This window comes from Clostridium sp. KLE 1755, from assembly GCF_000466465.2.
GTDB lineage: Bacteria > Bacillota > Clostridia > Lachnospirales > Lachnospiraceae > Eisenbergiella > Eisenbergiella porci.
In genome coordinates, this window is sequence record NZ_KE992763.1 from 90,618 (window position 1) to 113,553 (window position 22,936).

The 22,936-nt window shown below is 41.2% G+C and carries 21 protein-coding genes; 1 reads left to right on the forward strand and 20 read right to left on the reverse strand.

Annotated elements, in window-relative coordinates; translation table 11 throughout:
- From HMPREF1548_RS23665 to HMPREF1548_RS23690, 6 genes are all read right to left on the reverse strand, one after another.
- Window positions 1-1,170, reverse strand: a 1,170-nt coding sequence (locus tag HMPREF1548_RS23665; RefSeq protein WP_021639215.1) for a hypothetical protein, incomplete at its 3' end; no start/stop codon positions are given.
- Window positions 1,171-1,231: 61 nt separating this feature from the next.
- On the reverse strand, window positions 1,232-2,869 hold the full coding sequence (locus tag HMPREF1548_RS23670; protein ID WP_021639216.1) for a response regulator transcription factor: 1,638 nt from the start codon (window positions 2,867-2,869) through the stop codon (window positions 1,232-1,234).
- On the reverse strand, window positions 2,862-4,640 hold the full coding sequence (locus HMPREF1548_RS23675; protein ID WP_035323629.1) for a sensor histidine kinase: 1,779 nt from the start codon (window positions 4,638-4,640) through the stop codon (window positions 2,862-2,864). Before HMPREF1548_RS23675 ends, HMPREF1548_RS23670 begins: the two co-directional genes overlap by 8 nt.
- 141 nt (window positions 4,641-4,781) lie before the next feature.
- The gene (locus tag HMPREF1548_RS23680) at window positions 4,782-5,699 is read right to left on the reverse strand and encodes a carbohydrate ABC transporter permease (protein ID WP_021639219.1); all 918 of its coding nucleotides are present in this window, start codon (window positions 5,697-5,699) and stop codon (window positions 4,782-4,784) included.
- 24 nt (window positions 5,700-5,723) lie between these two features.
- Window positions 5,724-6,650 (reverse strand): ABC transporter permease, encoded by a 927-nt coding sequence (locus HMPREF1548_RS23685; RefSeq protein WP_051358463.1) that lies wholly within the window; start codon window positions 6,648-6,650, stop codon window positions 5,724-5,726.
- Window positions 6,651-6,787: 137 nt separating this feature from the next.
- Window positions 6,788-8,542, reverse strand: a complete 1,755-nt coding sequence (locus HMPREF1548_RS23690; RefSeq protein ID WP_021639221.1) for an extracellular solute-binding protein — start codon at window positions 8,540-8,542, stop codon at window positions 6,788-6,790.
- A 453-nt stretch (window positions 8,543-8,995) separates the two neighbouring features.
- Between HMPREF1548_RS23690 and HMPREF1548_RS30685 the strand changes: the two genes are divergently transcribed.
- Window positions 8,996-9,430, forward strand: a complete 435-nt coding sequence (locus HMPREF1548_RS30685) for a hypothetical protein (RefSeq protein ID WP_021639223.1) — start codon at window positions 8,996-8,998, stop codon at window positions 9,428-9,430.
- A gap of 499 nt (window positions 9,431-9,929) precedes the next feature.
- Here the strand turns inward: HMPREF1548_RS30685 and HMPREF1548_RS30955 are convergent, their stop codons facing one another.
- The 14 genes from HMPREF1548_RS30955 to HMPREF1548_RS30150 form a co-directional block, all read right to left on the reverse strand.
- Window positions 9,930-10,121: an acyltransferase family protein gene (locus tag HMPREF1548_RS30955; protein WP_021639225.1), complete on the reverse strand. Its 192-nt coding sequence runs from the start codon at window positions 10,119-10,121 to the stop codon at window positions 9,930-9,932.
- Between the two features lie 20 nt (window positions 10,122-10,141).
- Window positions 10,142-11,287 (reverse strand): Coenzyme F420 hydrogenase/dehydrogenase, beta subunit C-terminal domain, encoded by a 1,146-nt coding sequence (locus HMPREF1548_RS23705; protein ID WP_035323631.1) that lies wholly within the window; start codon window positions 11,285-11,287, stop codon window positions 10,142-10,144.
- Between the two features lie 9 nt (window positions 11,288-11,296).
- A complete protein-coding gene (locus HMPREF1548_RS23710) occupies window positions 11,297-12,406 on the reverse strand; it encodes a polysaccharide pyruvyl transferase family protein (protein ID WP_021639227.1) in 1,110 nt (369 codons plus the stop codon).
- 50 nt (window positions 12,407-12,456) lie between these two features.
- The gene (locus HMPREF1548_RS23715) at window positions 12,457-13,347 is read right to left on the reverse strand and encodes an alpha-1,2-fucosyltransferase (protein WP_021639228.1); all 891 of its coding nucleotides are present in this window, start codon (window positions 13,345-13,347) and stop codon (window positions 12,457-12,459) included.
- Window positions 13,348-13,365: 18 nt separating this feature from the next.
- Window positions 13,366-14,535 (reverse strand): glycosyltransferase family 4 protein, encoded by a 1,170-nt coding sequence (locus HMPREF1548_RS23720; RefSeq protein ID WP_021639229.1) that lies wholly within the window; start codon window positions 14,533-14,535, stop codon window positions 13,366-13,368.
- Between the two features lie 59 nt (window positions 14,536-14,594).
- The gene (locus HMPREF1548_RS23725; protein ID WP_051358465.1) at window positions 14,595-15,239 is read right to left on the reverse strand and encodes a DUF1919 domain-containing protein; all 645 of its coding nucleotides are present in this window, start codon (window positions 15,237-15,239) and stop codon (window positions 14,595-14,597) included.
- Window positions 15,240-15,243: 4 nt separating this feature from the next.
- Window positions 15,244-15,867 (reverse strand): LbetaH domain-containing protein, encoded by a 624-nt coding sequence (locus tag HMPREF1548_RS23730; protein ID WP_021639231.1) that lies wholly within the window; start codon window positions 15,865-15,867, stop codon window positions 15,244-15,246.
- A 6-nt stretch (window positions 15,868-15,873) separates the two neighbouring features.
- Window positions 15,874-17,415, reverse strand: coding sequence for a lipopolysaccharide biosynthesis protein (locus HMPREF1548_RS23735; protein WP_021639232.1), 1,542 nt, complete (start codon window positions 17,413-17,415; stop codon window positions 15,874-15,876).
- Window positions 17,390-18,811 carry an O-antigen polysaccharide polymerase Wzy gene (gene wzy / locus HMPREF1548_RS23740; protein ID WP_021639233.1) on the reverse strand — a complete coding sequence of 474 codons (1,422 nt, stop codon included), beginning with the start codon at window positions 18,809-18,811 and terminating at the stop codon, window positions 17,390-17,392. Before wzy ends, HMPREF1548_RS23735 begins: the two co-directional genes overlap by 26 nt.
- Before the next feature lie 26 nt (window positions 18,812-18,837).
- A complete protein-coding gene (locus HMPREF1548_RS23745) occupies window positions 18,838-19,644 on the reverse strand; it encodes a glycosyltransferase family 2 protein (RefSeq protein ID WP_021639234.1) in 807 nt (268 codons plus the stop codon).
- A 19-nt stretch (window positions 19,645-19,663) separates the two neighbouring features.
- Window positions 19,664-20,812 (reverse strand): glycosyltransferase family 1 protein, encoded by a 1,149-nt coding sequence (locus HMPREF1548_RS23750; RefSeq protein WP_198168681.1) that lies wholly within the window; start codon window positions 20,810-20,812, stop codon window positions 19,664-19,666.
- 134 nt (window positions 20,813-20,946) lie between these two features.
- A complete protein-coding gene (locus tag HMPREF1548_RS23755) occupies window positions 20,947-21,213 on the reverse strand; it encodes a hypothetical protein (protein ID WP_021639236.1) in 267 nt (88 codons plus the stop codon).
- A 394-nt stretch (window positions 21,214-21,607) separates the two neighbouring features.
- Window positions 21,608-21,769 carry a hypothetical protein gene (locus HMPREF1548_RS30960; RefSeq protein WP_331669800.1) on the reverse strand — a complete coding sequence of 54 codons (162 nt, stop codon included), beginning with the start codon at window positions 21,767-21,769 and terminating at the stop codon, window positions 21,608-21,610.
- Between the two features lie 485 nt (window positions 21,770-22,254).
- On the reverse strand, window positions 22,255-22,936 hold a 682-nt coding region (locus HMPREF1548_RS30150), incomplete at its 5' end, for a hypothetical protein (protein WP_021639238.1).

Here is a 22,936-nt window from a genome sequence, read left to right on the forward strand (position 1 = left end):
CCCCGCCGTTCCGTTCAGCTCATGGGCAGAGCCGTCCCGGTTCCAGCTCATTCCGATTCCGCCGTCCAGCCGCTGCCGGTTCATGGCAAAATCACAGATCTCAAAGGCCGCATCCAACCAGGCCTTTTTTTCAAGCCCCAGCAGCCTGGCCTGATCGTAAGCTTCAAACAACTGTACGCCGTAGGTGCCCAGATTACAGGCGTCTATCAGGCTGTCCTGTGGATCATAGCGGGTCAGGAGAAAACCGTCCTTACTGCGCGCTTTTTCCACCCAGCTGTCCAGTACGGACACCGCAATCTGCAGGGATTCTTCCCAGTCCTTCGTTTCGGCGCCGGAGGACTTCCTGCGCTGGCAGTCATACAGCAGGGATACTGCCAGGGAAGCGTTCTGGCCGCACCAGCCGATTTCATATTTGAAATCCGGCCGCTTGCTCCATTTCTTCCCATCCCAGCTGAATCCGATGCTGAAGGCCTGGAAACCATCTTCCTCTTGGGTATACAGCAGTTTTGCATAAGCCGTGCTCAGGTTCCAGACCTCTTCTGCCGCCCTGACCGGTTTTTTGCTTACATAGTTCTGTTCCCAGGCATGATGCAGCATGTTCCTTTCCGCTTCAATGCCGGCGCCGGGGCACAGGTAGGCGGTAAAGGTGTCTGTCGGCTCCATATGTCCGCGGTATGCCTCCGCCCAGTCGTCTGCATAGAGTACCTGGGGTTCCTCCGTTTCCGGCCAGATCACCCGGTAAACCGGTCGCTGATCCTTCAGAAATATACTGCCGGAGCAGCGGCCGCTGCCGAAAAGTGCCAGGCCGTCCTTTTGGTTCCAGGAACAGGCTGCCCCGGGAACAGCGCAGCGGTGCCAGGCGTAGGTATAGGGAACGCCGTCCTTTTCCAGCCCCTTATATTCATGATCCTTTCCCCAGGGATTGCCGTCATAGGAAATGGCGGGCACCAGGGTGTGTTCCGGCTCAAAACAGGCGGCGGCTTCCATTATCATGTGATCCACAGGCTCCTTTGTGCGCCTGGTCCAGGTGATAAGGGTGCCGTCCTCCGATATATGAAAGCTGTCCTCTGCGTTTTCCGGCGTTTCAATGCAAAAGAGCGGCCTAGCCCCATCAGGGCCGTCCTGCCGCCGGAATATGTGTTTTTTCCCTTCCTCAACAATATGAAGCATTTCGTTCTTCCTCCTCTTTTCTTGGCAGCCATGCAGCAGTTCTGTTTTTACTGCTGCATAATTACGTTCTTTCCCCGTCTGTGCCTGATACCCCGTCTTTTTCCTGCCCCAGAAGCTTCATGCGGTACTCCTGGGGAGACATACCCATGCTTTTTTTGAAAAAATGGGTGAAATAGGATGCCGTATTCAGGCCTACCCTTTCAGCGATGCTCTGAATGCGGATGGTGGGATCCTGCAGAAGCGTTTTTGCCGCATTCAGCCTTTGTGCGGTGATATACTGGCCCAGGGAGTTATCCGTCACCTTTTTATACAGTCTGGATAAATAGGCAGGATGCAGGCCTGCGATTTCTCCGATCCGGGTCATGGAGAGATCCTCGGAAAGGTGCTCCAGAATATAGGTGTTGACCTTATGGACGATATAGTTGTCTGTGTCTGTATGTATCTCCTGACGGCTGCGGAAATATTTTTCCGCCACGGTTTCCAGATAATAGCAGGCATCCCGAAACCCGTGGTGAGTATTGTAATTCGCCAGCTTTTCCAGATTGATTTGGGTCAGAAGGCTACTTTCCCTGGGCAAATAATTAAGGATGGCCTGAAGCAGCAGGGAGGCCAGCGTTGTATATATTGTGATCTCCGCCGCAGGACCGGAGGCAGGCATACCAGCCTTTATTTTGGCAAGCACTGCCATAAAATCGCCTTCTTTACCGTAAACCAGGCTGTCCGAAAGCTTCTCAACGTTGAAGGCGCCCATGACAGGGCCTTCCCTGCGCCAGGTATAGGAAGACAGGGCATCCTTTTTCCCGCACAGAAGGATGCCGCCGCCCTCCTCCATTTCAAAGCGTTTACTGCTCAGTATGGAGAAAACCTCGGACAAACCTTCAAGCCCAGTTTCCTTTTCATACAGATAGACCGCGGGAGGAATCAGCTCCACCCTCTCACACATGCTCAGGGCAATTTCCAGAAAACCCTTCAGCCGAAGCGGCCGGTTGTCCTCCGACTGGGCAAGAAGCAGCATAATGTGTTCCGAAACGTAAGCAGCTCCGGCCCGAAAGGCTCCCTTTATATTTCCCAGGATAATACTCTGTATCTGTCCGGTTACCGAAGCATCCCATTCAGGCTCCATACAGATAAGCGCGGTAAGAAAACCGGACTGCAGATCAAAGGAAATACCTGCTGCCTGAAGCTTCGCATAAAGCTGTGCTTTGTCCGTTTCCTCCCACCGGACGGTGGTTACCATCCGGCGGAAGCACTCCCTACGCAAAAGAGGCGCGGCCTCCTGCCAGGAAGCGTTCAGCTTCAGCAGCCGGCTTTTTTCTTCCTGCTCCTTCTCCAGCCGGTCATAAGCTTTGTCGATTGCCCGGCGAAGAGCTTCGTCACCGTCCAGCTTGAGGACATAGTCGATCGTCCGGCTGCCCACGGCCTGTCTCGCATATTCGAACTCACTGTGTCCCGTAAGGAAAATGGTGAGGCAGTCAGGCCATTCCTTTTCCACGATTTCCACCATCTCCAGGCCGTCCATGCCAGGCATACGGATATCGCTCATCAAAAGATCCACACGGCTGTTCTGGAAGATTTCCAGCGCCCCTTCGGCGCAGTCCGACTGATAAATAAGAAACCGGTTTCCATAAGCCCTCTCTATCATACGACAGAGTCCTTCTAAAATCAAAGGTTCATCGTCTACAATCAGTAAATTATACATATTTTTCTTCCGTAAGCTGTATTCTGGCAGTTACCCGGAAGCCTCCCTCCTGCCTGTTTTCAAAATATAAACCGCTGTTTACCCCATAGTGGAGTTTCAGGCGGATATTGGTATTGGAAAGGGCGTGTATTTCCTCTTCTTCGATCCGGCCCTCTTCCATACGTTTTTTCACCCGGGCCAGCTCTTCCGCTGTCATGCCCGGCCCGTTATCCTCCACCGTAAAGTAGAAAATACTGTCCTCAAAGCGCATTTTGATATGTACCTCCCCGTCTCTGACACGATTCTTCATACCATGCTCATAGGCGTTCTCAACCAAAGGCTGCAATGTGAGAGGCATGAGTTTGGCATCCGCAAGCTCTGGCGGAACCTCTCCCAGGAAAGCGCGGATCCGGCCGCCGAACCTGGTTTCCTGGATGGCGAGATAATTGCGGATATGCTCAATTTCCTGGCTGATTTTTACCTTGCGGTCGCTGACCCTGGTGATGTACTGATAATATTTTCCCAGATGCTCCGCATAATCGGCAATAGGCTCGTTTTCATCCATCTGCGCCATGCGGTAAATCAGGAAAATACTGTTGTACAGGAAATGGGGCTGGATCTGATACTGCAGCGCCCTCAGCCGCGCGATGTGCACACGATATTTGGAATCCAGGTTTTCGCGGATCAGGCTTTCCGTACGGAGGACCATCCGGTTGTATTTGTCATAAATGATGGCCAGCTCGTCCTTCCCTTTTTTCTGGATCAGGAAGGAATTCTTATCCTGTTTATCCTCCATGGCCTGGAGAATCCGGCCGAGGGGTCTTGCAAAGGATTTTCCCGCGTAAAAAGCATAAGCGCCCAGAAGAGCCACCACCAGAATGGTCAGAGCCGCATTGAAGATCCGGAAAAAACGGAGCGGCTTTTCCACCACCTGATTGGGATAACAGTAAACCAGCCAGATTCCCAGGCGGGAAAGCAGCCGGCCGGAAGCAAAACCATCCCTGGAGGCGTGAATGCTTTCTTCCTCTCCTGCTGTGCGGATTTTCTCCTGAACTAAAGCGAGAACCGGAACGGAAGCGATGTCCTCCTCCAGCTTTTTCCCGGAACCGGCCAGTACGTTGCCGTCCTGGTTCAGCAAAAAAACGGTGCCCTCATCCTCGCCCAGCATTTCCTCCAGTTTCCCCTGCAGCGTTTTCGGCGTGATGGTGGTTCTTATGTAAAAATGGGGGATTTTCCGGTTGGACGGATTCATATTGTAAGGGAAAAAGATGGTCAGGCAGATACTCCCGTCCTCATTCAGACAGGCCTGCTTGAAATCTCCGTAATCGTCCTCCTCATAGCTGTCCAGGATGGGGCTGTCGGCGCTGATTACGATTTTCCTGTCCGGGAAATAGGTCTTGATGGACGCGGCAATGCTGTGGAGTACCTTTACATTCAGCAGGCGGTAGGAAAACTGTTTCACCGCTTCATAACGCTGGTAATTGCTCAGGCTGTCCCAGGCCACATGGAGCTTGAGAAGGCTGGCGTCATTCGTCAGGCTGCTTTGCGTCAGCAGAAGGCTGTCGGTTTCCTGCTGAAGCTGTTCCTCCCAGAAATGGACCTTGGAATCCAACGTGTCCTGGATCTGATGGGACAGCACATTCCTGCTGTACTGATTGCTGAACAGTCCGATCCCGTAGAAACAAAGACATACCAGTGTAATGGAAATCAGCATTTTATGAAATGTTCTGGAATGGTACATCTGCCTCCCCCAATCTGCCCGGCCGCCCTGCAGGCCGGAAGCGTTTTTCACTTGCTTCTTCCAACGGTAATTATGGCCGGGCCAACACTATTTTAGCATAACGGCCTGTGATTTTGCATTTTTCCGGAAGACAGCCAGCGAATGCCGGCTGAATTACTGCAGCAGCCCGGCTATCCGGAGTGCTTCGCTTTACTACCCTTTTACAGAACCCATAACCATTCCTTTTACAAAATATCTCTGTAAAAAAGGATAAGCTGCCACAATAGGCAGGGTGGACAGAAAAATCTGCGCGCATTTTACGGTTCTGTCGGAGATCAGCGCCATTGTCTGCCAGTCCGTGGTGCTGTTGACGGAGGTGTCCCCCTGGATAATGATGGTTTGCAGATAGCTCTGCAGGGGATACTGTGTGGGTTTGTTCATGAGGATGATGCCGTCAAACCAGGAATTCCAGTGATAAACCAGCGCGAACAGGCAGATGGTGGCAATGCTGGCCTTGGACAGCGGCACATAGATCCTGGCCATGATATTCCAGTGGCCTGCTCCGTCCATGAAAGCGGCCTCCTCCAGCTCCTCCGGTATCGCCCGGAAAAAATTCAGCATCAGCACCACGCTGAATACGGGCACTGCTCCCGGAAGCACCAGCGCCCAGATGGTTCCCAGCAGATGCACGCTCTTAATCGTCATGTACCATGGGATAAGTCCCGCATTGATCAGCATAGTGATAAAAAAGAACCAGGTATATACCGTGCGCAGCTTCAGCTTGCGGTTATCCTTGGACAGCGGATAGGCCACAAGGACGCACATGATGACATTCAGCGATACGCCCAGCAGGCACCGGATCACCGTCACCCCAAGGGATTTCCAGAAGGCCGCCCTTTTTGCCACGTATTCATAGGATTTCAGGGTAAAATCCACCGGCAACAGCTTCACCAGCCCGGCTGTAGCCGCGGCATTGGAGCTGAGGGAAATCGCCAGGATATTGATCAGGGGAAGGATGCAGATCAGCGCCAGGAAGGCGAGAATCAGGGTATTGATAATTGTAAAAATACGGGAACCCACGGATTCTCTGACCTTCACACCGCTTTTTTGTGTTTTTGTATTCATTTTCATAAGGCTTGCCCCTCCGTTTTTACGTTAAAAGATCCGGTAATCGAAAAATTTATATGCAACATAGTAGGATACGGAAATGAAGAGACAGGATACGGCGGACTTGAACACGCCCATTGCCGTCGCCGGCCCGAACTGCGCGTCAATCAGGCCGATGCGGTATATAAAGGTATCAATAATATCGCCGGTCTCGTAAACCTGGGGGCTGTAGAGGTTCAGAACCTGATCAAACCCGGCGTTCAGTACATTTCCCAGGGAAAGCACACACATGAGTACAACGATCATCCGTATGCCCGGCAGTGTCACGTGCCACATTTTCTGGAAGCGGTTCGCGCCGTCCATCGTCGCGGCCTCATACAGGCTGAGATCAATTCCGGTGATGGCGGCGAGATAAACCACCGTACCGAAGCCGAAGCCCTTCCAGACATCCGTCATGATGATAGTGGGCTGGAACCATTTATTGCTGCCAAGGAAGAAAATGGAATCTATTCCAAAGAAATTCAGGACCTGATTCAGGATACCCTGGGAGGGAGAAAGAATATCTATCATAACGCCTCCAAGAACGACCCAGGACAGGAAGTAAGGAAGATATATGGCTGTCTGCACTGTTTTCCTGAATTTATTGGAACGTACTTCATTTAAAAGGATGGCAACGGTAATCGGCACAATCAGGCCGAGAACGATTTTAAAAAAAGCAATGACAACGGTGTTGCGTAAGGCTGACATTGCTCCCGGCATATTGAACAGATATGTAAAGTTATCAAAGCCTATCCATTTCTGGTCTCCGAACAGGCCTTTGGCCGGAATGAACTTCTGGAAGGCGATTACCATGCCCGCCATTGGGATATAACAAAATATAACAGTGAAAATAATTCCGGGAACCAGCATAAGATGCAGGGGAAGTTCCCTTCGGATCGCATTTTTCTTTTTTTGTTTTTGTCTGCCAGCTGCCATATAACAGTCCTCCATGCTGCCGGCAGCGAGGGCCGCTGCCGGCACAGATTTATGTATTTACGGACCGGAAAAGCCGGAGGTTTTGTTTGTATGCCCAAAGCCTCCGGCTGTCACAGGTCACAGGTTACCTTTTCCGCTTATTTTACAGAGGAATACCATTCATTTACTTCTGCTGTCATATCGCTTCCGCCCAGCTTGTTGAAATCTTCAACAAAGGTATCGAATTCATCGATGGAAGCTTCGCCGATAATGATTTTGGTGTATACCTCATCCCTCATGGTTTCCAGTGTGGAAAGCTTTTCTGTCATGGTCTCGGTGGGCGCTCCCACAAATTTATTGATCATGATGCGGTTATCCTCGCTCATGGCATTGATTGATGAATAAGAGCTGGGATCGGGTCCGTAAATTCTTTCCCATCCCCAGAGAGCGAAGCCTTCATCGCTTCCGGAATAATAGCTGTCCAGCTTATCCTGGATGGATTTCGCTTCTCCTGTCAGGGAAGAGGTATCGCCGGACTGACGGGCTGCTTCGATGTCCAGGTAGGCCTGCAGATTCTTATGAGGCATGGAGCACTGGATAGGAGAAAGCTTCCATACGCCTTCTGCCTCTGGTGGCGCATAATATTTACCATTGTCTCCGGTCTCGCCCCAACATTTCTCAATAAAGAGATTTATCATTTTTACAACTGCTTCCGGATGTTCAAAATTTTTGTTTACGGCGATCCATCTATTGGTGCCCAGATCCGCCTGTGCAACAGCCGGTTCGCCCGTTGAGGAAGGAAGCGGATATGCGGACCACTGGCTGTCCGGATCGTTGTCCTTACAGGACTGGAAGGGAGTGAGGGAAAGCCACTGCTGTCCGAAGGTAAAACCACATTTTCCGGCTGCTGCAGCCTCTCCTGCCTTGGTGGAATCCTTAACGCCGAATTCTGTGTCAATGTAGCCCTTTTCATACATATCATGAAGCGCTGCGAGTGCTGTTTTACATTCCGGCTGGATTGCGCCGTAGGCCAGCTGGCCGTCCTTTTCCACCCAGATTCCCGGATATGCGCCGTAAGCGTTGAAGAAGCCTCTCAGACCGCCGAAGCCGCCGCCCAGCATGCTGGTTCCGGCCACGCCGATACCTACGGTATCCTTGGCGCCGTTGCCGTCAAAATCAGCGTTTACAAACTGGTCAACCATGGTAAGGACTTCATCCATGGTGGTGGGAACCTCAAGATTTAGTTTTTCCAGCCAGTCTGTCCGGATCCACATCAGGTCAACGGAGTCCACGCTTCCGCCGGTTACAGGCAGACCGTACTGTACGCCGTCCTTCTGGCCTGCAAGGAACGGGGAATCACCCTCCTGGTTCATAACCTCTTTAGTGAAATCGGTGGCATACTGCTCGAAAACCGGTCCCATTTCCTGAACCAGACCTGCGTCGATGAGCTGCATCATCTGTGTCGCCGTTACACACATCACGTCAGGAAGCTCTTCGCTGGCCATGGATACGTTCATTTTCTGGTTGAATTCATCGTCACCTTTTACAATCCAGTCATAGACTACCTTGATGCCAAGCTCGTCCTCATAGGTATCAAGCCAGAAGTTATCCTCCAGGGTCTGGCCCGGCAGGTTGGCGAGAACGTTTGTCTCAATGGTGTCATCCGTGGCGCGGACGAAATGGATTTCCAGCGGGTCGGCGTATTTGCCGAAGGGATCAGCCTCTGCGGCTGCGGTGTCGGTGTTGGCATCGGCATCGGACGCTGAGACGTCTTTTGATTCTGTTGTTGTGGTTGATGTGGATGATGAAGCTGAGTTTGAAGTCTGGGCTTCATTGTTAGAATTGCCGCAGGCGGTAAGAGAAAATGCCAGGGCGGCGGAAAGAAGAATGCTTAGTAGTTTTTTCTTTTTCATTTGGGTCCCCTCCTTTATTTGATGGGTTTATTATAGATTGTGGGAGGGGGAGGGGACAATTGTGATATTTTGATATTTGTTGTGTTATTGTGACTTTTGGGGTGGATGGAAATGTGAATAATTTAATGAAAAGGGGTTTGCAATATAAATGCTTAATAAAACACCACTTTACAACTTTTTAACAAAAAAATATCGTACAGAGCCCTATGATGTATAATAAGTTTGGCAACTAATACACATGAAAGGAATGACTCTGTACGATAAACTTATTATACAACGAGAAAAATCTAATTAGTAGACTTTATCGGTATTTCTATATTTATTTTGAAACTTTTTCTGCACCCACTGTTGATACACTGTTTTTATTAGTCCTTTCTATACTTGTATTGGAATCCGCCGATTCCATTCGTTCCCAGTATCGCCATTTTTTTGTCAGGTATAACTGAAAAATCATTGAATGTATTTTATTACGCCTGTTCCTATGCAAAAGCTGACTATTCCAGATTTATGAATGTTACTGCAAAAATCGCATTGAATCTGATTCCGGATACTCTAAAATCTCAACCGGTATTTTTATGTGTTGACGATACTATGCTCTCCAAATTCGGAGAGAAATTTGAAAATGTCTCCAAACTGTTTGACCATGCTGCTCATAATGGCTCAAACTATTTAAAGGGTCATTGTTTTGTAAGTGTCATGCTCTGCGTTCCGGTATGGAATAACAGTAAAGTATCCTATCTTTCTGTACCACTCGGATACCGGATGTGGCAGAAAACGGATTCAAAACTGGAACTTGCGGTTTCCATGATCCGTCAGGTGACGCCAGACTTCAGGAAGAAAAAAGATGTTATCATTCTATGTGAAGAAAAATCTTGTTTCCGTCGTTGACGAATATCCAAATCTCAATCTGATTGGGAATGCACGATGCGATTCTGTCCTGTATGATCTTGCTAAAGTACCGACTGATCGAAGGGGCAGACCTACAAAGCATGGAGAACGTCTGTTTATAGAAAATGACTTTGTGCTCTCTGATGAAAGAATCGGAGTTTACTATACGGGTGTACGCCGAGTTCTGACCAATATCTTTGGTTCCAGGGAAGTTCTTGCATATGTAACTTCTACCGTGAAAATCGGTGGAACAAGACGCCTGTTTTTCAGCACCTATCTTCGAAGATAATTTATATGCGAACCATTCAACTATTGTGATTTCAGCCAGAACCTTCAAAAACCATAATCCATTTTCCGGAAACATCATTTTTTTATAAACGAATGAACAAATATATTACCATCATATACTAAAGTACTAATTATTGCCCAGAAAACAAATGGAAATGGTATTACAAGATGCAATGCCCTATTCATTGACCATTTCAAAGGAATGATATTCTTATCGTTTATTTGCAATAAACATAAACAGAGGCATATGGAATGAATAGGCAATCCGAAATATGAAATTGTTATCAAATCCTTCAGGTGAGAAAACATATTGGATAACGTGACCGATAACAACTAGAAGAATGGCTATTCCCCTTAATTCGTCGACAGAATTATCCCTGTCTGTCAAGTATAATTTTTTCATTCACGCTGTCAACCTCCAATTTATCTAATCTTCAGCGAAATACTATAAGTTGTTATCCCCCCCCCGCAAATTTTCAACTTAACCATTGTACCTTTTAAAATCTGTTTTAAACAATTCTTGGGGTAACAAGCCCATACCGCCCTTGAAAAATTTTTCTTTTCGACAATGTCAAAAAATTGTTTTCGGAAGCTCGGACATTTTGATGGATGCTTTAATTGATGGTTGTATTCGATTGCGCGCTCTAGCGACACAGATTCCAAATGTAATTGCGAATCTATTAATAATTTTTTCCCTTTCTCCGTCTGACACAGGATCAAAGAAATGCCTTTTTCCCTTTCCTCTTTTGGAAGTTCACTGCCCCATGAGTCACCCAAAGTCAAATCAGACACTCGTTTGGTTTCAGCAAAATGGCAAGAATAACAGTTTTCAGTGTATGATACTGAGTTTAGAAAAGCGATTGAGTACTTATCGCAAGTTCCATTGTAATCAACTGTTTTATAATCTTCCCTTATCTGAAATCTCTCTTTTTTTCGAAAGCTAATCTCTTTTATTTTTTTTAACTCTATTCCCTTCTCGCTTAAAAAAATATTCAGTAGTTGCGGCGATGGAGTACCATGACAAATCAAATCAACTGTATACAATTTTTCATGGTATTTTTGTGGAACAAACAATTGTACCGCAGCTGATTGACATGGCAAACCAACAAACAGGATATCAATTCCTTTTTTTAATTTATCTAATATTTTCCGATACGCTTCTTGTGGATTGCTTTTTACATACTTTGAACCAATAAATCTACTTGCTTCCGCTTCACTTTCTATCGTTTTAAAAATAAACTCTCCATCTACAAACACGCAACTGCACACTGCTCCACCTTTTTCTAAAAATGTCCGAATAATTCCTGAAGCAACGCCTCCTGAGGAAGCGCTTGCTCGAATAGTTTCATCGTGAGTCCATCCCTGATACCAAGCTATTGGCTGCATCAATACTGGAGGATTATTCTTTTGGCACACTTTCGTGCAAGTAGAACAACCAATGCACTTTTCTTCATCAATAACTGCATTATATGCTTGACACTGATCTATTATAGAAATTGCCTTCACTGGGCATTTTTCAACACATGCCATACAGCCAGTACATTGATTGGTGTTACACACCGTCTTCATATAAGTCACCTATTCCTTGTTGGTTTGATATTCTTCCGCTGCAGCAAAAACATCTTTCAAAAAATCCTGAGCCTTTTTACGCTCTTGATTTAATATACTATTTACTTTTTGAAAATCTACATTTCTTTCAATAATATCAAAGTCATCATACCCTTTTATATGCCTTTGTTTGGAATCAGTTAAGTTTAAAAAGCTTTCGATTCTTCCACCAAATTCTGTTGGATAAACACAAATTGGCTCTGTGTTCATATTTATAGAAAACGCTGTTGCGTGGAACGAATCCGTAAGTACATATTTAGCATTATCTATTAAACTAACGAAATCAAATACTTCTGGTACAAGCATACTTTTCCCTGGACGATAAAATTGGTCCAAACGTGTACAAAAACGAACAAGTTTCAGTCCTGTGCGTTTTGACAATTTAACAGCATAATGATCAAATTCATTGCTTCTATTTAAATTATACACCAAAATATAATCTTCTTTGATTTTTCTTGGTGTTGCATAGCTACGCCAAAATTTACTTGTCAAACACAATGTTGGATCTAATAAATGAACTGCCTTTTCAAAGCCATATTGTTTTTCAATAATATCCTTTGCTGTACTTTCTCTAACAGAAATGAAATCGTACTGCTTGATATAATTTTTCGTTGCATTAACTTCTTCTTTGCTTAAGGATTTCTGTCCAAAACTCGCTGAAAAGGCAAATTTAAATCTATCAGCAGGAACAAACGACAAATAAAGCGGGGGTAAAATTCCCTCGTTCCATTTTGAATTCCACACTTGGTCACTCCCTGTACAATAAATATCTGCCTCTAACGGGTAATTTTCAAAATCTGCCTCGGTCGTATACACGCCTTCTGTAAGATTCAAGTATTTTTCATAAAAACTCCCAAAAACCTTTTTCCACCTCATTATTGTTGGGCATATAGCCATCGCTTTGACAGGGTTTCCTCTACTCCATGTATTTACTAGATTCTCAAATCGAACATTGTTTCTTACATAATTTATGATTTTCACATCACAATTAAATTGCTTAAACAATTCTTGAGTTGCAAACGCCTGTAATGCTGATCCGTAATTCGGAACTGCATGAAGTGTTATTAAGTCTACCCTCATCTATATTTCCTAATGGTGATGCATGGTCAGCAGCACCATATTCCTTTCAATTATTCGTTATCAATAATAATCCACTCGTCTCTCATCAAAGCACTAGTATCTCTACCATCACTGTACCAAAGACGAGGTGCAACAATTACTTTATCTTCATTTTCGGAAAGCAACGAAGACCACCAACTGAATGTGCTGTTTGCAATTATGAAATGCTTGCATTTAGACATCAACCTCAACTCTTCATAGTCGGGATTGGACTGATTCACAAGCGTAATTTGGTAACCAGGAAATTCGAAAATTTTTTTCACATCCTCAATATCGTCAGAGAATATGAAAAATTCAGGTTCATTCACTTTTTTTGAAATAATTTCCATTGCCTTTAAATAATATGAGTTTGAACATGTTAACAAAACACTGCCTTTTGCTAAGAAATCACCTCTTCTAATATGTACGCAAACTGCATTCGCCGAAGAAATACGCTCTAACCAAGCCTTGTTACCTTGTGATGGCTCATCTTTAACCGCAAACTCTTTTCGAATTATTTCAGAAATTTGTGAAAAATATTTATCACTTTGCCACAACCCATGTAACAAAATATTTTTATGTTTTTTGGAGACATCAACCGGAATATACTTTGCATAATCCCAAACATAAATCCCAAACAATTTCAATGTTTGGAATTGGAACTTCGGCCAAAACTTAAATCCCACTTTGAGTAGAGGGTTTTTTCTCTGGTCATACCAAAGGTTAAATTTTCCGCTTGAATCAATCTCTATATTTTCATTCAGAATAAAATGCCCCAGCGAATATTCACGCTGTTTATCATATTGAAAATCTGATGTATCAAGTATTAATTTCTTATCTTTTTTTTGTTCTTGAATAGTCCGGGCAAATGCGTATTCAAACATCTGGTTTCCCAGTCCGCCTTGTAATTTCAGAACTATCATTTCTTATACCATAGGATTTTACTTTTGTAATAAGTAATGCTGCAACTTATCAACAGCTGCATCTACCCTACAATTTTGATAAGCATAATCCTTTCCCTTCTTCTGTAAATCGAGATATTTTTCCTTGTTTTCTATCAGTTTATCTATTACTTGATGCATTTCGCCAATATCATCAATCGTGACACCACCCGGTAGTGTTCGAGCATTTCCTACATTGGTACTAATAAATGGTGTTCCGACTGCCATTGCTTCGATAATAGATATGGAAAACTCCTCAAAAGTGCTACCCACAAGATAAATTTGGGCACCAGCTATTGCCCCAGGAATATCTTCACGATTCACATTCGTAAGGATATAAACCTCACGCACTCCATATTTTTCATCCAAAATTTGTTTTTCACGTAAAAGAGCTTCATAATAACTTGTCTTTACAGTTCCTATAAAAACCATTGCTGCATCTTTACTACTAGACAAATAAAACTCCTTGAGCATACTAATCTGATTTTTATATCCATTATAATTTGCGACACTTATATAATAATTTGATGAATCTAAGCATATATATTTACTCATAGTAGTTTTATCAATATCGCCACGAAAGAACATATCCTGCGCCGCATTTAATAAAACCTTTGGCGGATTTATTGAAAATGCATCTAAATAAGGTTTACTACTGTCTACTTCAGATAAGCAAAGAGTCATGTCAAATTTTCCAAGCATTTGTTTGAACCTTTTATTATAATAAGCCTTCCAAACAAAATAATTGAAAGTATCCTTCGCATTTCGAATAATTGGTTTAGAAAAATCGAACGGTTTCAGAAGCACGCCAGAGAAACCATGTGAATGAAAAACTTTTTTTGCGCCGATTTTATCCAATACTGAATACAACGCGTCTGTTGTTACACACTGGGCACACTCACAAATAAGTGCATCAAATGATCCCATAGTAACAAATTTACAATAAGTATGTACTTTCCCAGTAGGCTTTTTTTGCCAGTCATAATTAATTTTGAATCGATGGATAATCACATTGCCTTTCTCTTCCTGTGATGGATAGTTCTCTACCCATCTGGTGGCAACATGGACATCGTGTCCTTTTACAGCTAGTCCTTCTGCAAGATATTTTGTTACTGCTGGCACTCCGCTGTTTTTCGGATAATAATTTTCTACTGTAAATAGAATTTTCATGATGCCTTTCCTCTGCCTTCCTTCATTCTATTTTAGGGCAGTACCACTTCCAGATTTTACTATTTTATACTGCCATCATTCAAAAATTTAACATAATCCCATTTATCTATGACTCTTTTTCCTGTAATTTTCCCCACATAATTAGTTAATGGCGCAACCCAATGGCCGTCCGTCCCATCCAAATCAGTTCCAGGGATATATACAGATGATTTTATATTTGGCATTGGTTTATGAGTAAATACGACTTTGTATTCATACGGTAACTGATCAAATGCAATCAAATCCTCTTCAGTGCATCCATCGCGTTCACTCATTATTACTCGGATGTTACTCCAGTCTATTCGTTTTGCTCGATTATTCCATGCACGTTCCACATCTTGTAGTGTATGATAATGCACACAGTGTAAAACAATATCCTCAATCTGCACAACTGGATAATTTTCTTCAGCTACCTCAAGCAGCTTTATTGGCTTATCTAAATAACCCTCTGGATTTCTAAGAAATTTTATAAAATCATTCGATTCAAAGTACATATTAATTGTAGGAGACATAAATTGTAACCCCAGATTATGATAAATGACTCCTCCAATACAATTCGAACAAAAAATACTACAATTATGATTTTTCAATCGGTGTCTATTTTTTAAATCTATCGGTAAGCGTAACAATTCTCGTATTCTTCTTTTTATTTTCACCTTCATCATCACGTCACCTCACGACCATACTTTTATATGATATTGAGATGAGTTGCGAATGTTTCAGTATGAAATTTTTAAGATGAATTATAAATCTTCTACAAAATCCGTATTCTTTACAATACCTTTTGCAGGCACACCAACTAGTACCCCCCCCCGGTACATTGAAAGAATCCACTACGATTGCACCGGCTCCAACAATAACATTATCAGCAATTTTTATGTCCCCAATAATTTTTGCTCCAACGCCTATATTTACATTATTTCCAATTATAGGGCATTTATCTGTTTTACCATCATTTCCAACACAGTTGTCCCCATGAAAAGTAACATTTTCTCCCAAGATAGAGTTCCCATTAATAACAATAGGTCCATTATGATAAAGAGTTAAACCTTTACCAATATTGGTACCTGTAATTTCATATCCCAACTTTAAGCCAAGTATATTTTTGTGCCATAGGTGGTAATATTTCTTTATGCTTTTACAATGTTCGGAAAGTCGCAAATGTTTTATGTATTTCCACCTGATCCATGCCGGATGCCGTGTTACAATCAATTTTGCAACATGGAGAATTCTTTCATTTCCCAAATTTCTTTTTCGTTCATATGCTAATAATGTTTTAATGTTAGGGGGCATAATTTGTTAACTCCTCCTTAATTTTATTCTGTTCAATAATGAGAACATCAGCATTCTATGTTCTTTACTCATCAACATAACCAGTACACAAAGGATTGTTCCAGCACCTCCAAGCACAATGGCCTTAAGCATAAGTGCAATTATTGTCCTCACAACAAATAACTTTGTAATTAAAAAAGTAGCTGAACAACACATAAACGCAAACAAACCATCGCATATTGTCCGTCTAAAGAATAAATCTGTCTTAACTTCAAATACAACCTTATATATTGCATATCCTTTATATCCAACCGAAAAAATTACTAATGAAAGAATGGTTCCAACAATAATACCGTTAATTCCCATTTTCATGACCAAAAGAATCGAAAAAATGATGTTAGCAAACACCTGGATTATCATCTGTTTTTGGTCGATTTTTTGTAGCCCTAAAGCATTTTGATATGAATAATAAATAGTTTTCACCAAATAGAAATATAAATATACTGTCATCCAAATGGCCAATGAATCTGAGAGAAGATATTTCTCTCCATATGCTACCGCGATGAAATCTTGAATAAAGGTAATAAACATCACACAGACCCATACTACCAGCAAATGAAAAGCAGCATATGATTTTTTATATGCCGAATATCTTTCCGCAGGTTTAGCTGTAATAACCATATTACCATAACTAGATGTTAAAGCAGATCCAATCGGATTAAACAAACCTAAACAAGCATTAAAAATTGTATGGTAATTTGTATACATACCCAAAGTAGCAATATCAATAAAATGATTGATCAGTAGTGAGTCTGTCTGTCCCAATACCTTGTCCGCAATTCGAACGATAAAAATCGGTTTAATAACATTTATAATCTCTCGCTTTTTCCTCTTACTCAAAGGTGTGTAATCCCTATCACTTAAATACGGATGTTCTTTTAAAATATACACATGGCAAATGATATTTTCCACCAAATAGCCAATAATAGCTAAAACAAGATACACGACATAACTTTTAAAGTAAAACACCATGATAATCTGCAATGTACCGACTATTACTTTTTGAACAGCTTGCACATATGAAATTATTCGATTTTTCTGTTCCGCATAAAAGATAGATTTTGAAGAGGCAAATAAATAGCTACACACGATTCCTAATAAAAAAAGGAAAAAATACAACTGTGCTCTTCGAATCGTAATGGTATTAACCTTTACAATTCTAGGGATTACAAATACCTGAACTATTAAACCGAGCAGCATTAAAAAAGCAGCAAACACTCGATATACTTTCCTGTAAAGCGCCATAATGGATTTTGTTTTTTCTCGGTCTGCCTCTCTAATTGGTTCGTAAAGGAACACAATAATTGCGGCACTTATACCCAATTCAGAAATTTGCAATATTTGTAATATACTTGTATACAGACTGTTTAACCCAAGCAGTTCCTCTCCTAAGAAATGTGCAAATGCAATTCTCGTTGCCATTGTCGAAAGCATAACAAAAACATATGCTATCATGCCGGAAAAACTATTTATTATTGAACTTTTAGTTCCCGATTGTTTCTTTTTCATGTATCCTCCTGCCCCTCCTTGTCATATTATAGACCAACCAAACGATTAAAAGTAACAGAAGTATGTCATATTCAACCACTTTAAGCAAAGTAAAGAAGGAGCGCCTCGGATATGTTGTTAATGCATATATCAGAATCAATTTAATATACTCTGAAATTTTATTTTTATAATTCAAACTTAAAAGCCTTGCAATAAAATATCCTTGTAAATATATAACTATAAAGCCAAATTTTCCAAAGTTATAAAAGCTCTCAGCAATAACTGAATATCCTACACCAAACCCAAACAGTGCTCCATATGAATTTTTAAGTTGGTTGGCCAGCCACAGTTCTGGTCCTGTTTGCTTTATAGCGGCTATAATCCCCGTTGGATCAATCGAAGCTGGAATTAAACAAATCAAGGAATTAATATATGATAAACCATATTGATAATTGGTAGTATGAGGCACATAATCCATGGTAAAACAAATAGATGTAAAATTAAAACCCATTTCATCAATCATACTCTCAAGAATAGAGAATAGATTTATTTCCTCCACAGTTTTGCCCATACGGCTGTTCGCAACATACACCAAAATAAACATTATAGCTATAATACCAAGACCACCTATTACATACTTTGAAAAATTCTTTTTTTTGCTAGAACGACATAGTTGAAAATACATCAATGCAAGTAAACTTGAAAGCCCCTCTGTTCTTCCACCTGACACCAGAGACACAATAGAATACCCTAACAAAGTGAATAAAATAGCTCTTTGATTTGTCCTATTTTTTGCATACATTAATGACAAAAATCCAGATGCAACAAAAATTGTCTTTGCAAAATTTGTAATTCCATTATAATACCCCATTGTATCTAATTTAACATAGGCGTAGCCATATTGTAGACTTGTAAACATGACAGCAACTGTAAGCGGAATAGCAATAATTCCTGTAACAATAAATAGAATTTTTGCAGTCATATAAATTAACGCATCATTACTAAGAAAGTTTTTCTTAACTTCTATGCTTTGCTTATCTCCTTGTGTACCCCAAAGTCCACCAAGTAAAAAAAGTAGTATGCACAAGATTGAATACTTTGCACCCTCAAATGCAGTCTGAATGCCAATATATTCCACATAATAATTTGCATATTTTTCATTAATCCCATAAAGAATTGGAGTTCCAAATTGAAATAGTATGAAGCACATTGCAACAAATACAAACGGTGAAAGCATTGTTTTTTCAAAACGAATGTTCATTATTAAGACAATAGCAATAAAAATACTCCCTATGGCACATAATTGTTTAAAATCCTCAACGCCTTGATAAGTTGCAGACAGAGAGAAGAAAGTAAAACCCAAAATCGCAACTATTTCAATAAGTAAAAAAAAAGATTTTCGTTTGCTGATTTTCATAGCCACCTCTTAATTTTCAAAAATATTCAATACTGCTTACCTCTGATTTTTGCAAAAATTTTTGATGGGATAAGACCGATAAGTATCGGCTTGAGTACATATGGCAATCCTTTTAATAAAATTCCCATGCTTTTGTATCCTATCCAACGCACTTTTGCTTCATCAACTCTATATTTCATTGGCCTGTATGTTTTGTTAGGGTCATTGATCATTCGATAACGATACAGTTGTTCTTGAATATTGTACCCATGCATACCTAATGTGTACATTCTCATAAAAAGATCATAGTCCTCACATCGTCTGGTTTCTTTAGCAATTCGATATCCATTGGCTTTAATCAGTGAATCTTTACGAACAAGAATTGTTGGATGCATAAAAGGACTATTCCAAAGAAAGTCTTTTTTTTCAGGAATTTGTGGAAGACTCCAATCGCCCCATTTCCCATTATCATCACATACGGCAGCGATTGTTCCGACCATATCATACTCCGGATGCTCTAACAGGAATTCGATTTCTTTTTGCAAGCGTTCTGGACATGAAATATCATCATCATCTTGCCGTGCGATATAATCACCATTTGAATTTTCAATGCATTTATTCAATGCATTATTCAATCCTACATTTTTCTCGTAACCAATCACTCTAATTCGATTATCCAACTGTGAAATTTTATCCAATATATCCGTTGTATTATCGGTTGAACCATCATTGCAGATAATCAATTCCCAATTAGAATATGTCTGATTAATAATTGAATTTACACTTTTCTCAAGTAACTCCAGATTTTTGCAATTATAAACTCCCATTATAACTGAAATTAACGGTTTTTGCATTTTATACCTCACATTTTTTCTATTTACTAAGATACCAATTTGTCAACTTAGGAGCAGCATACTTAATATCAAATCTCTGACTTTCAGGCAATAGCTCAACACTTATGTTTGATAATTCAATAGCCGCATTTGCCCAAAGCTCAGCAGAATCAGATAGCTTCATATATTTAAAGCCATTACTAATGTTGGTTTCTTTTGGCACAGCTTCTGAAATAACAATCGGGACACCACTAAATTGTGCTTCAATTGTTGTAACTGACAAGCCTTCAAAAATTGAAGGCAAAATTATCACATCTATTACATGATAAAATTCTTCGGGCGAAGTTGTTTTTCCTGCTAGTATCACTTGATCCCAAATACCTAATTGACTAATTTTGCTTTTGATTTCATCTCTTAATTCCCCATCGCCAACTAACAATAGCTTCGCATTAGGTTTCATATTCAATATTTCTTTGAAAATCTCTAATAAAAACAAATGATTTTTCGCATATGTAAATCTACCAACATGTCCAACAACAAATGAATTATCTATATTCATTTGTTTCCGTTTTTTCTCTCTGATTACCTCATCTCTTAAAAATCGTTTATTTTCTATGGCATTGGGTACTACTATTACTTTACCTGAATCATAAGACTTATTTCCAAATAACCATCTGCCTGCTTTTTCAGAACAAGCAAAGTAATCTGTTGAAAATACTTTTGAGAACATTTTCAAGAAGTTCTTTAATGCATTACGCTTCCATTCATTACCACTTGGAACACTATGATTATGTGCTATTCTAACAGGGACTCCCACCATAGCTGCCGTCAACAACGGAAAAACGCTTAAAGTATTTAAATGTGAATGTACAATTTTATATTTATTCTTTCTTAAATGCTGATATAAACACGGTATATATTTCCATATTTTTTGATAAGGTGGAAGTTTAATAAAACGTGCCCCCATATCTATTAATTCTTGAGATGGTTGAACCGTAGAATCTTCGTCATAATAAAAATCAAACTGCACTTGTTTTTTGTCAATTGCTCTATAATAATTAAACACTACCGCTTCAACACCACCAGCCCACATTTTTCCTATAATTTGGGCAACCCGAATTGGAGAAGCGCATTTATTTTGTTTTTCTTCAAAAACAGATAAAGCAACCTCTGCTGTTACTTTTTTCATAATTATCATCCTTAACAATATCTTAATTCTTACGATATCATAAATCTAGCTTAGTCAAATTTTCCAAACCTGAATATAGTTCACAATTATTTTCTACACGCAAAAAGTCTATAGCAGTTCTCCTAGGGCTCAAATTATTTTTCATTCTGAAAGTTATTTTCCCTCAAAAATCCCCAACTAAACTCTATTGGATAGACCCAAGTACATTCCGCTTTTTTATTTTCAACAATGAAGCGATTTGGATACAGACCACAGCCAAATACCTCCACCACTTCTCCATATCCAATCCTCTTAAAACCCTTGATTTCACTGCATTTTTCAGTCCCGAATGACTTTATCACTCTCTGCACCCCTCTATCCAAAATGCAGAAAATCACAGAAAAATCACCTTTTTCTCCCACGTCTGACTCACTTATTTCGTGTAAAAAAAGTGCGCATCAATAAGAACCCATTGCATTTCGTGTTAAAATGATGTTATCACTGTGAGTTATATGTCTATCCAAAACGCTGATTTTCACATCTGTTAGGGGGGATTTCTTCCCTGTGGACATGATTTTTCCTGTCATTTTAAGCCACTGATTTTGCAGGGCAGACATTATCATACAAAGCTTTGTACTCTCTTAAGAACTCTGGGCTGAACATGCTATTTTTACTTCCGGTCTTTTCACGGATAGAAACAGTGAAAGTAATCGGAATGGTAGATTTAATACCCATTATTGTATTTGAATTGTACTGCATAACCAGCTTTGTTACTGTTTCAACAGCAGAAGTGCCAAAATGCTGTGTATTACTGTCCTATTTTGTTGATGCAACAATCACCACAAAATCAGTTCCTTTATAGGCAGCCTCTGCATCCAAAGTTGCAGTCGGGTTTAACTTACGAACATCCGCAACATCATCTGTAAGATACTTCTCAAGGTAATCATCCTGAATTGGAGAATTACGATTGCTAATCATATCTACCCTTTCCTGGATAATATGCACAGCAGTCACTTGATGATGCTATGTCAGAAGGACAGACAATGACAAATCAACATATACGGTTCCCGCCACTGCAATATTGTATGTTGCGTAGGCTTCTCAGCTTTTTTAATTTATTGTTCAAATTCTTCTCATTGGTTTCCACTGTTCTCCACCATTCCTTTTATAAATTGTCATTTTGTTCTTTGTATAATAAAAACTCCGGGATGATGAATTTAACATCATAGAGTCACCACCCAAGTGACTCTCCCCGAAGTACTATTCAACTTTATGTTCTCTCTTTCCTCATTTTTTCCATTTTCTCCCCACCGGATAATACAAACAGCAATTTTCAAATCTTTAAATTCCTACATAGTCATTGACCTTCGAATTCATAGATAGCTTTTCAACTACATACAGCCCTACATGATTTTTGCATTATAGAAAAGCATAGTTTTGACACCCCAAACAAATTAAATATCTCAGTCAACTCTTACCACCAAACTTCTAACCTCAGATCTATTTCCATCCGTATCCACCGTATACAATGTCACTGGATACTCCCCTTCTTCATTCAATTTGACCTGGCCTTCCAACTTCAAATTGTTATAAAGCGTATTATAATCATCCTTATCATCATTCATTGTCTCTATCACTTCATTCCAGTTTGGTGCCACTCCTTTTTTGGTTTCTATCATATCTGCATTCAACACCAATACCGGATTGGAACCCGCTGGTTCTCCCTCATTATTTTCTTCTCCTTGATTCTCGTCTTGACCTTCTTCCTCTCCAGAACTGCCTTCCTCGTTACTTTCCGTCTCTGCTTCTGTCGTTCCTTCTGTTCCGGGCATATCCCCAGTCTCAAAATTTTCTTCTTCCACAGGTAAAATGTCTCCTCCACCATAACTTCCAGCTACCGTAAAAGCTCTTGATGCCTTCCCCACATTATTAGCGCCGTCTCGTGCCACATATGTCACTATTACTTCTTTCCCATTTGTCCCTGCTACCTTCTCCACCAGAAGGCTGTCACTCACGTCCCCATCCTTCTCATCCACCGCCGTCACTCCTTCCAACAGCAGTGCTTCATCCATCCCCTCCGCATATTCGATCTGGTTTTCCTCATTAAAGAATATCTCCGGTCCTTTCCTGTCTTTCCCCAGGTAC

Coding starts and splice junctions, on each gene's coding strand:
- HMPREF1548_RS23745 (WP_021639234.1), bottom strand. CDS start 19,644: ATGCAAAAACCGTTAATTTCAGTTATAATGGGAGTTTATAATTGCAAA.
- HMPREF1548_RS23730 (WP_021639231.1), bottom strand. CDS start 15,867: ATGCCCCCTAACATTAAAACATTATTAGCATATGAACGAAAAAGAAAT.
- HMPREF1548_RS23705 (WP_035323631.1), bottom strand. CDS start 11,287: ATGAAGACGGTGTGTAACACCAATCAATGTACTGGCTGTATGGCATGT.
- HMPREF1548_RS23680 (WP_021639219.1), bottom strand. CDS start 5,699: ATGAAAATGAATACAAAAACACAAAAAAGCGGTGTGAAGGTCAGAGAA.
- HMPREF1548_RS23735 (WP_021639232.1), bottom strand. CDS start 17,415: ATGAAAAAGAAACAATCGGGAACTAAAAGTTCAATAATAAATAGTTTT.
- HMPREF1548_RS23720 (WP_021639229.1), bottom strand. CDS start 14,535: ATGAAAATTCTATTTACAGTAGAAAATTATTATCCGAAAAACAGCGGA.
- HMPREF1548_RS23710 (WP_021639227.1), bottom strand. CDS start 12,406: ATGAGGGTAGACTTAATAACACTTCATGCAGTTCCGAATTACGGATCA.
- HMPREF1548_RS23750 (WP_198168681.1), bottom strand. CDS start 20,812: ATGAAAAAAGTAACAGCAGAGGTTGCTTTATCTGTTTTTGAAGAAAAA.
- wzy (WP_021639233.1), bottom strand. CDS start 18,811: ATGAAAATCAGCAAACGAAAATCTTTTTTTTTACTTATTGAAATAGTT.
- HMPREF1548_RS23670 (WP_021639216.1), bottom strand. CDS start 2,869: ATGTATAATTTACTGATTGTAGACGATGAACCTTTGATTTTAGAAGGA.
- HMPREF1548_RS30960 (WP_331669800.1), bottom strand. CDS start 21,769: ATGATTAGCAATCGTAATTCTCCAATTCAGGATGATTACCTTGAGAAG.
- HMPREF1548_RS23725 (WP_051358465.1), bottom strand. CDS start 15,239: ATGATGAAGGTGAAAATAAAAAGAAGAATACGAGAATTGTTACGCTTA.
- HMPREF1548_RS23715 (WP_021639228.1), bottom strand. CDS start 13,347: ATGATAGTTCTGAAATTACAAGGCGGACTGGGAAACCAGATGTTTGAA.
- HMPREF1548_RS23690 (WP_021639221.1), bottom strand. CDS start 8,542: ATGAAAAAGAAAAAACTACTAAGCATTCTTCTTTCCGCCGCCCTGGCA.
- HMPREF1548_RS30955 (WP_021639225.1), bottom strand. CDS start 10,121: ATGAAAAAATTATACTTGACAGACAGGGATAATTCTGTCGACGAATTA.
- HMPREF1548_RS23685 (WP_051358463.1), bottom strand. CDS start 6,650: ATGGCAGCTGGCAGACAAAAACAAAAAAAGAAAAATGCGATCCGAAGG.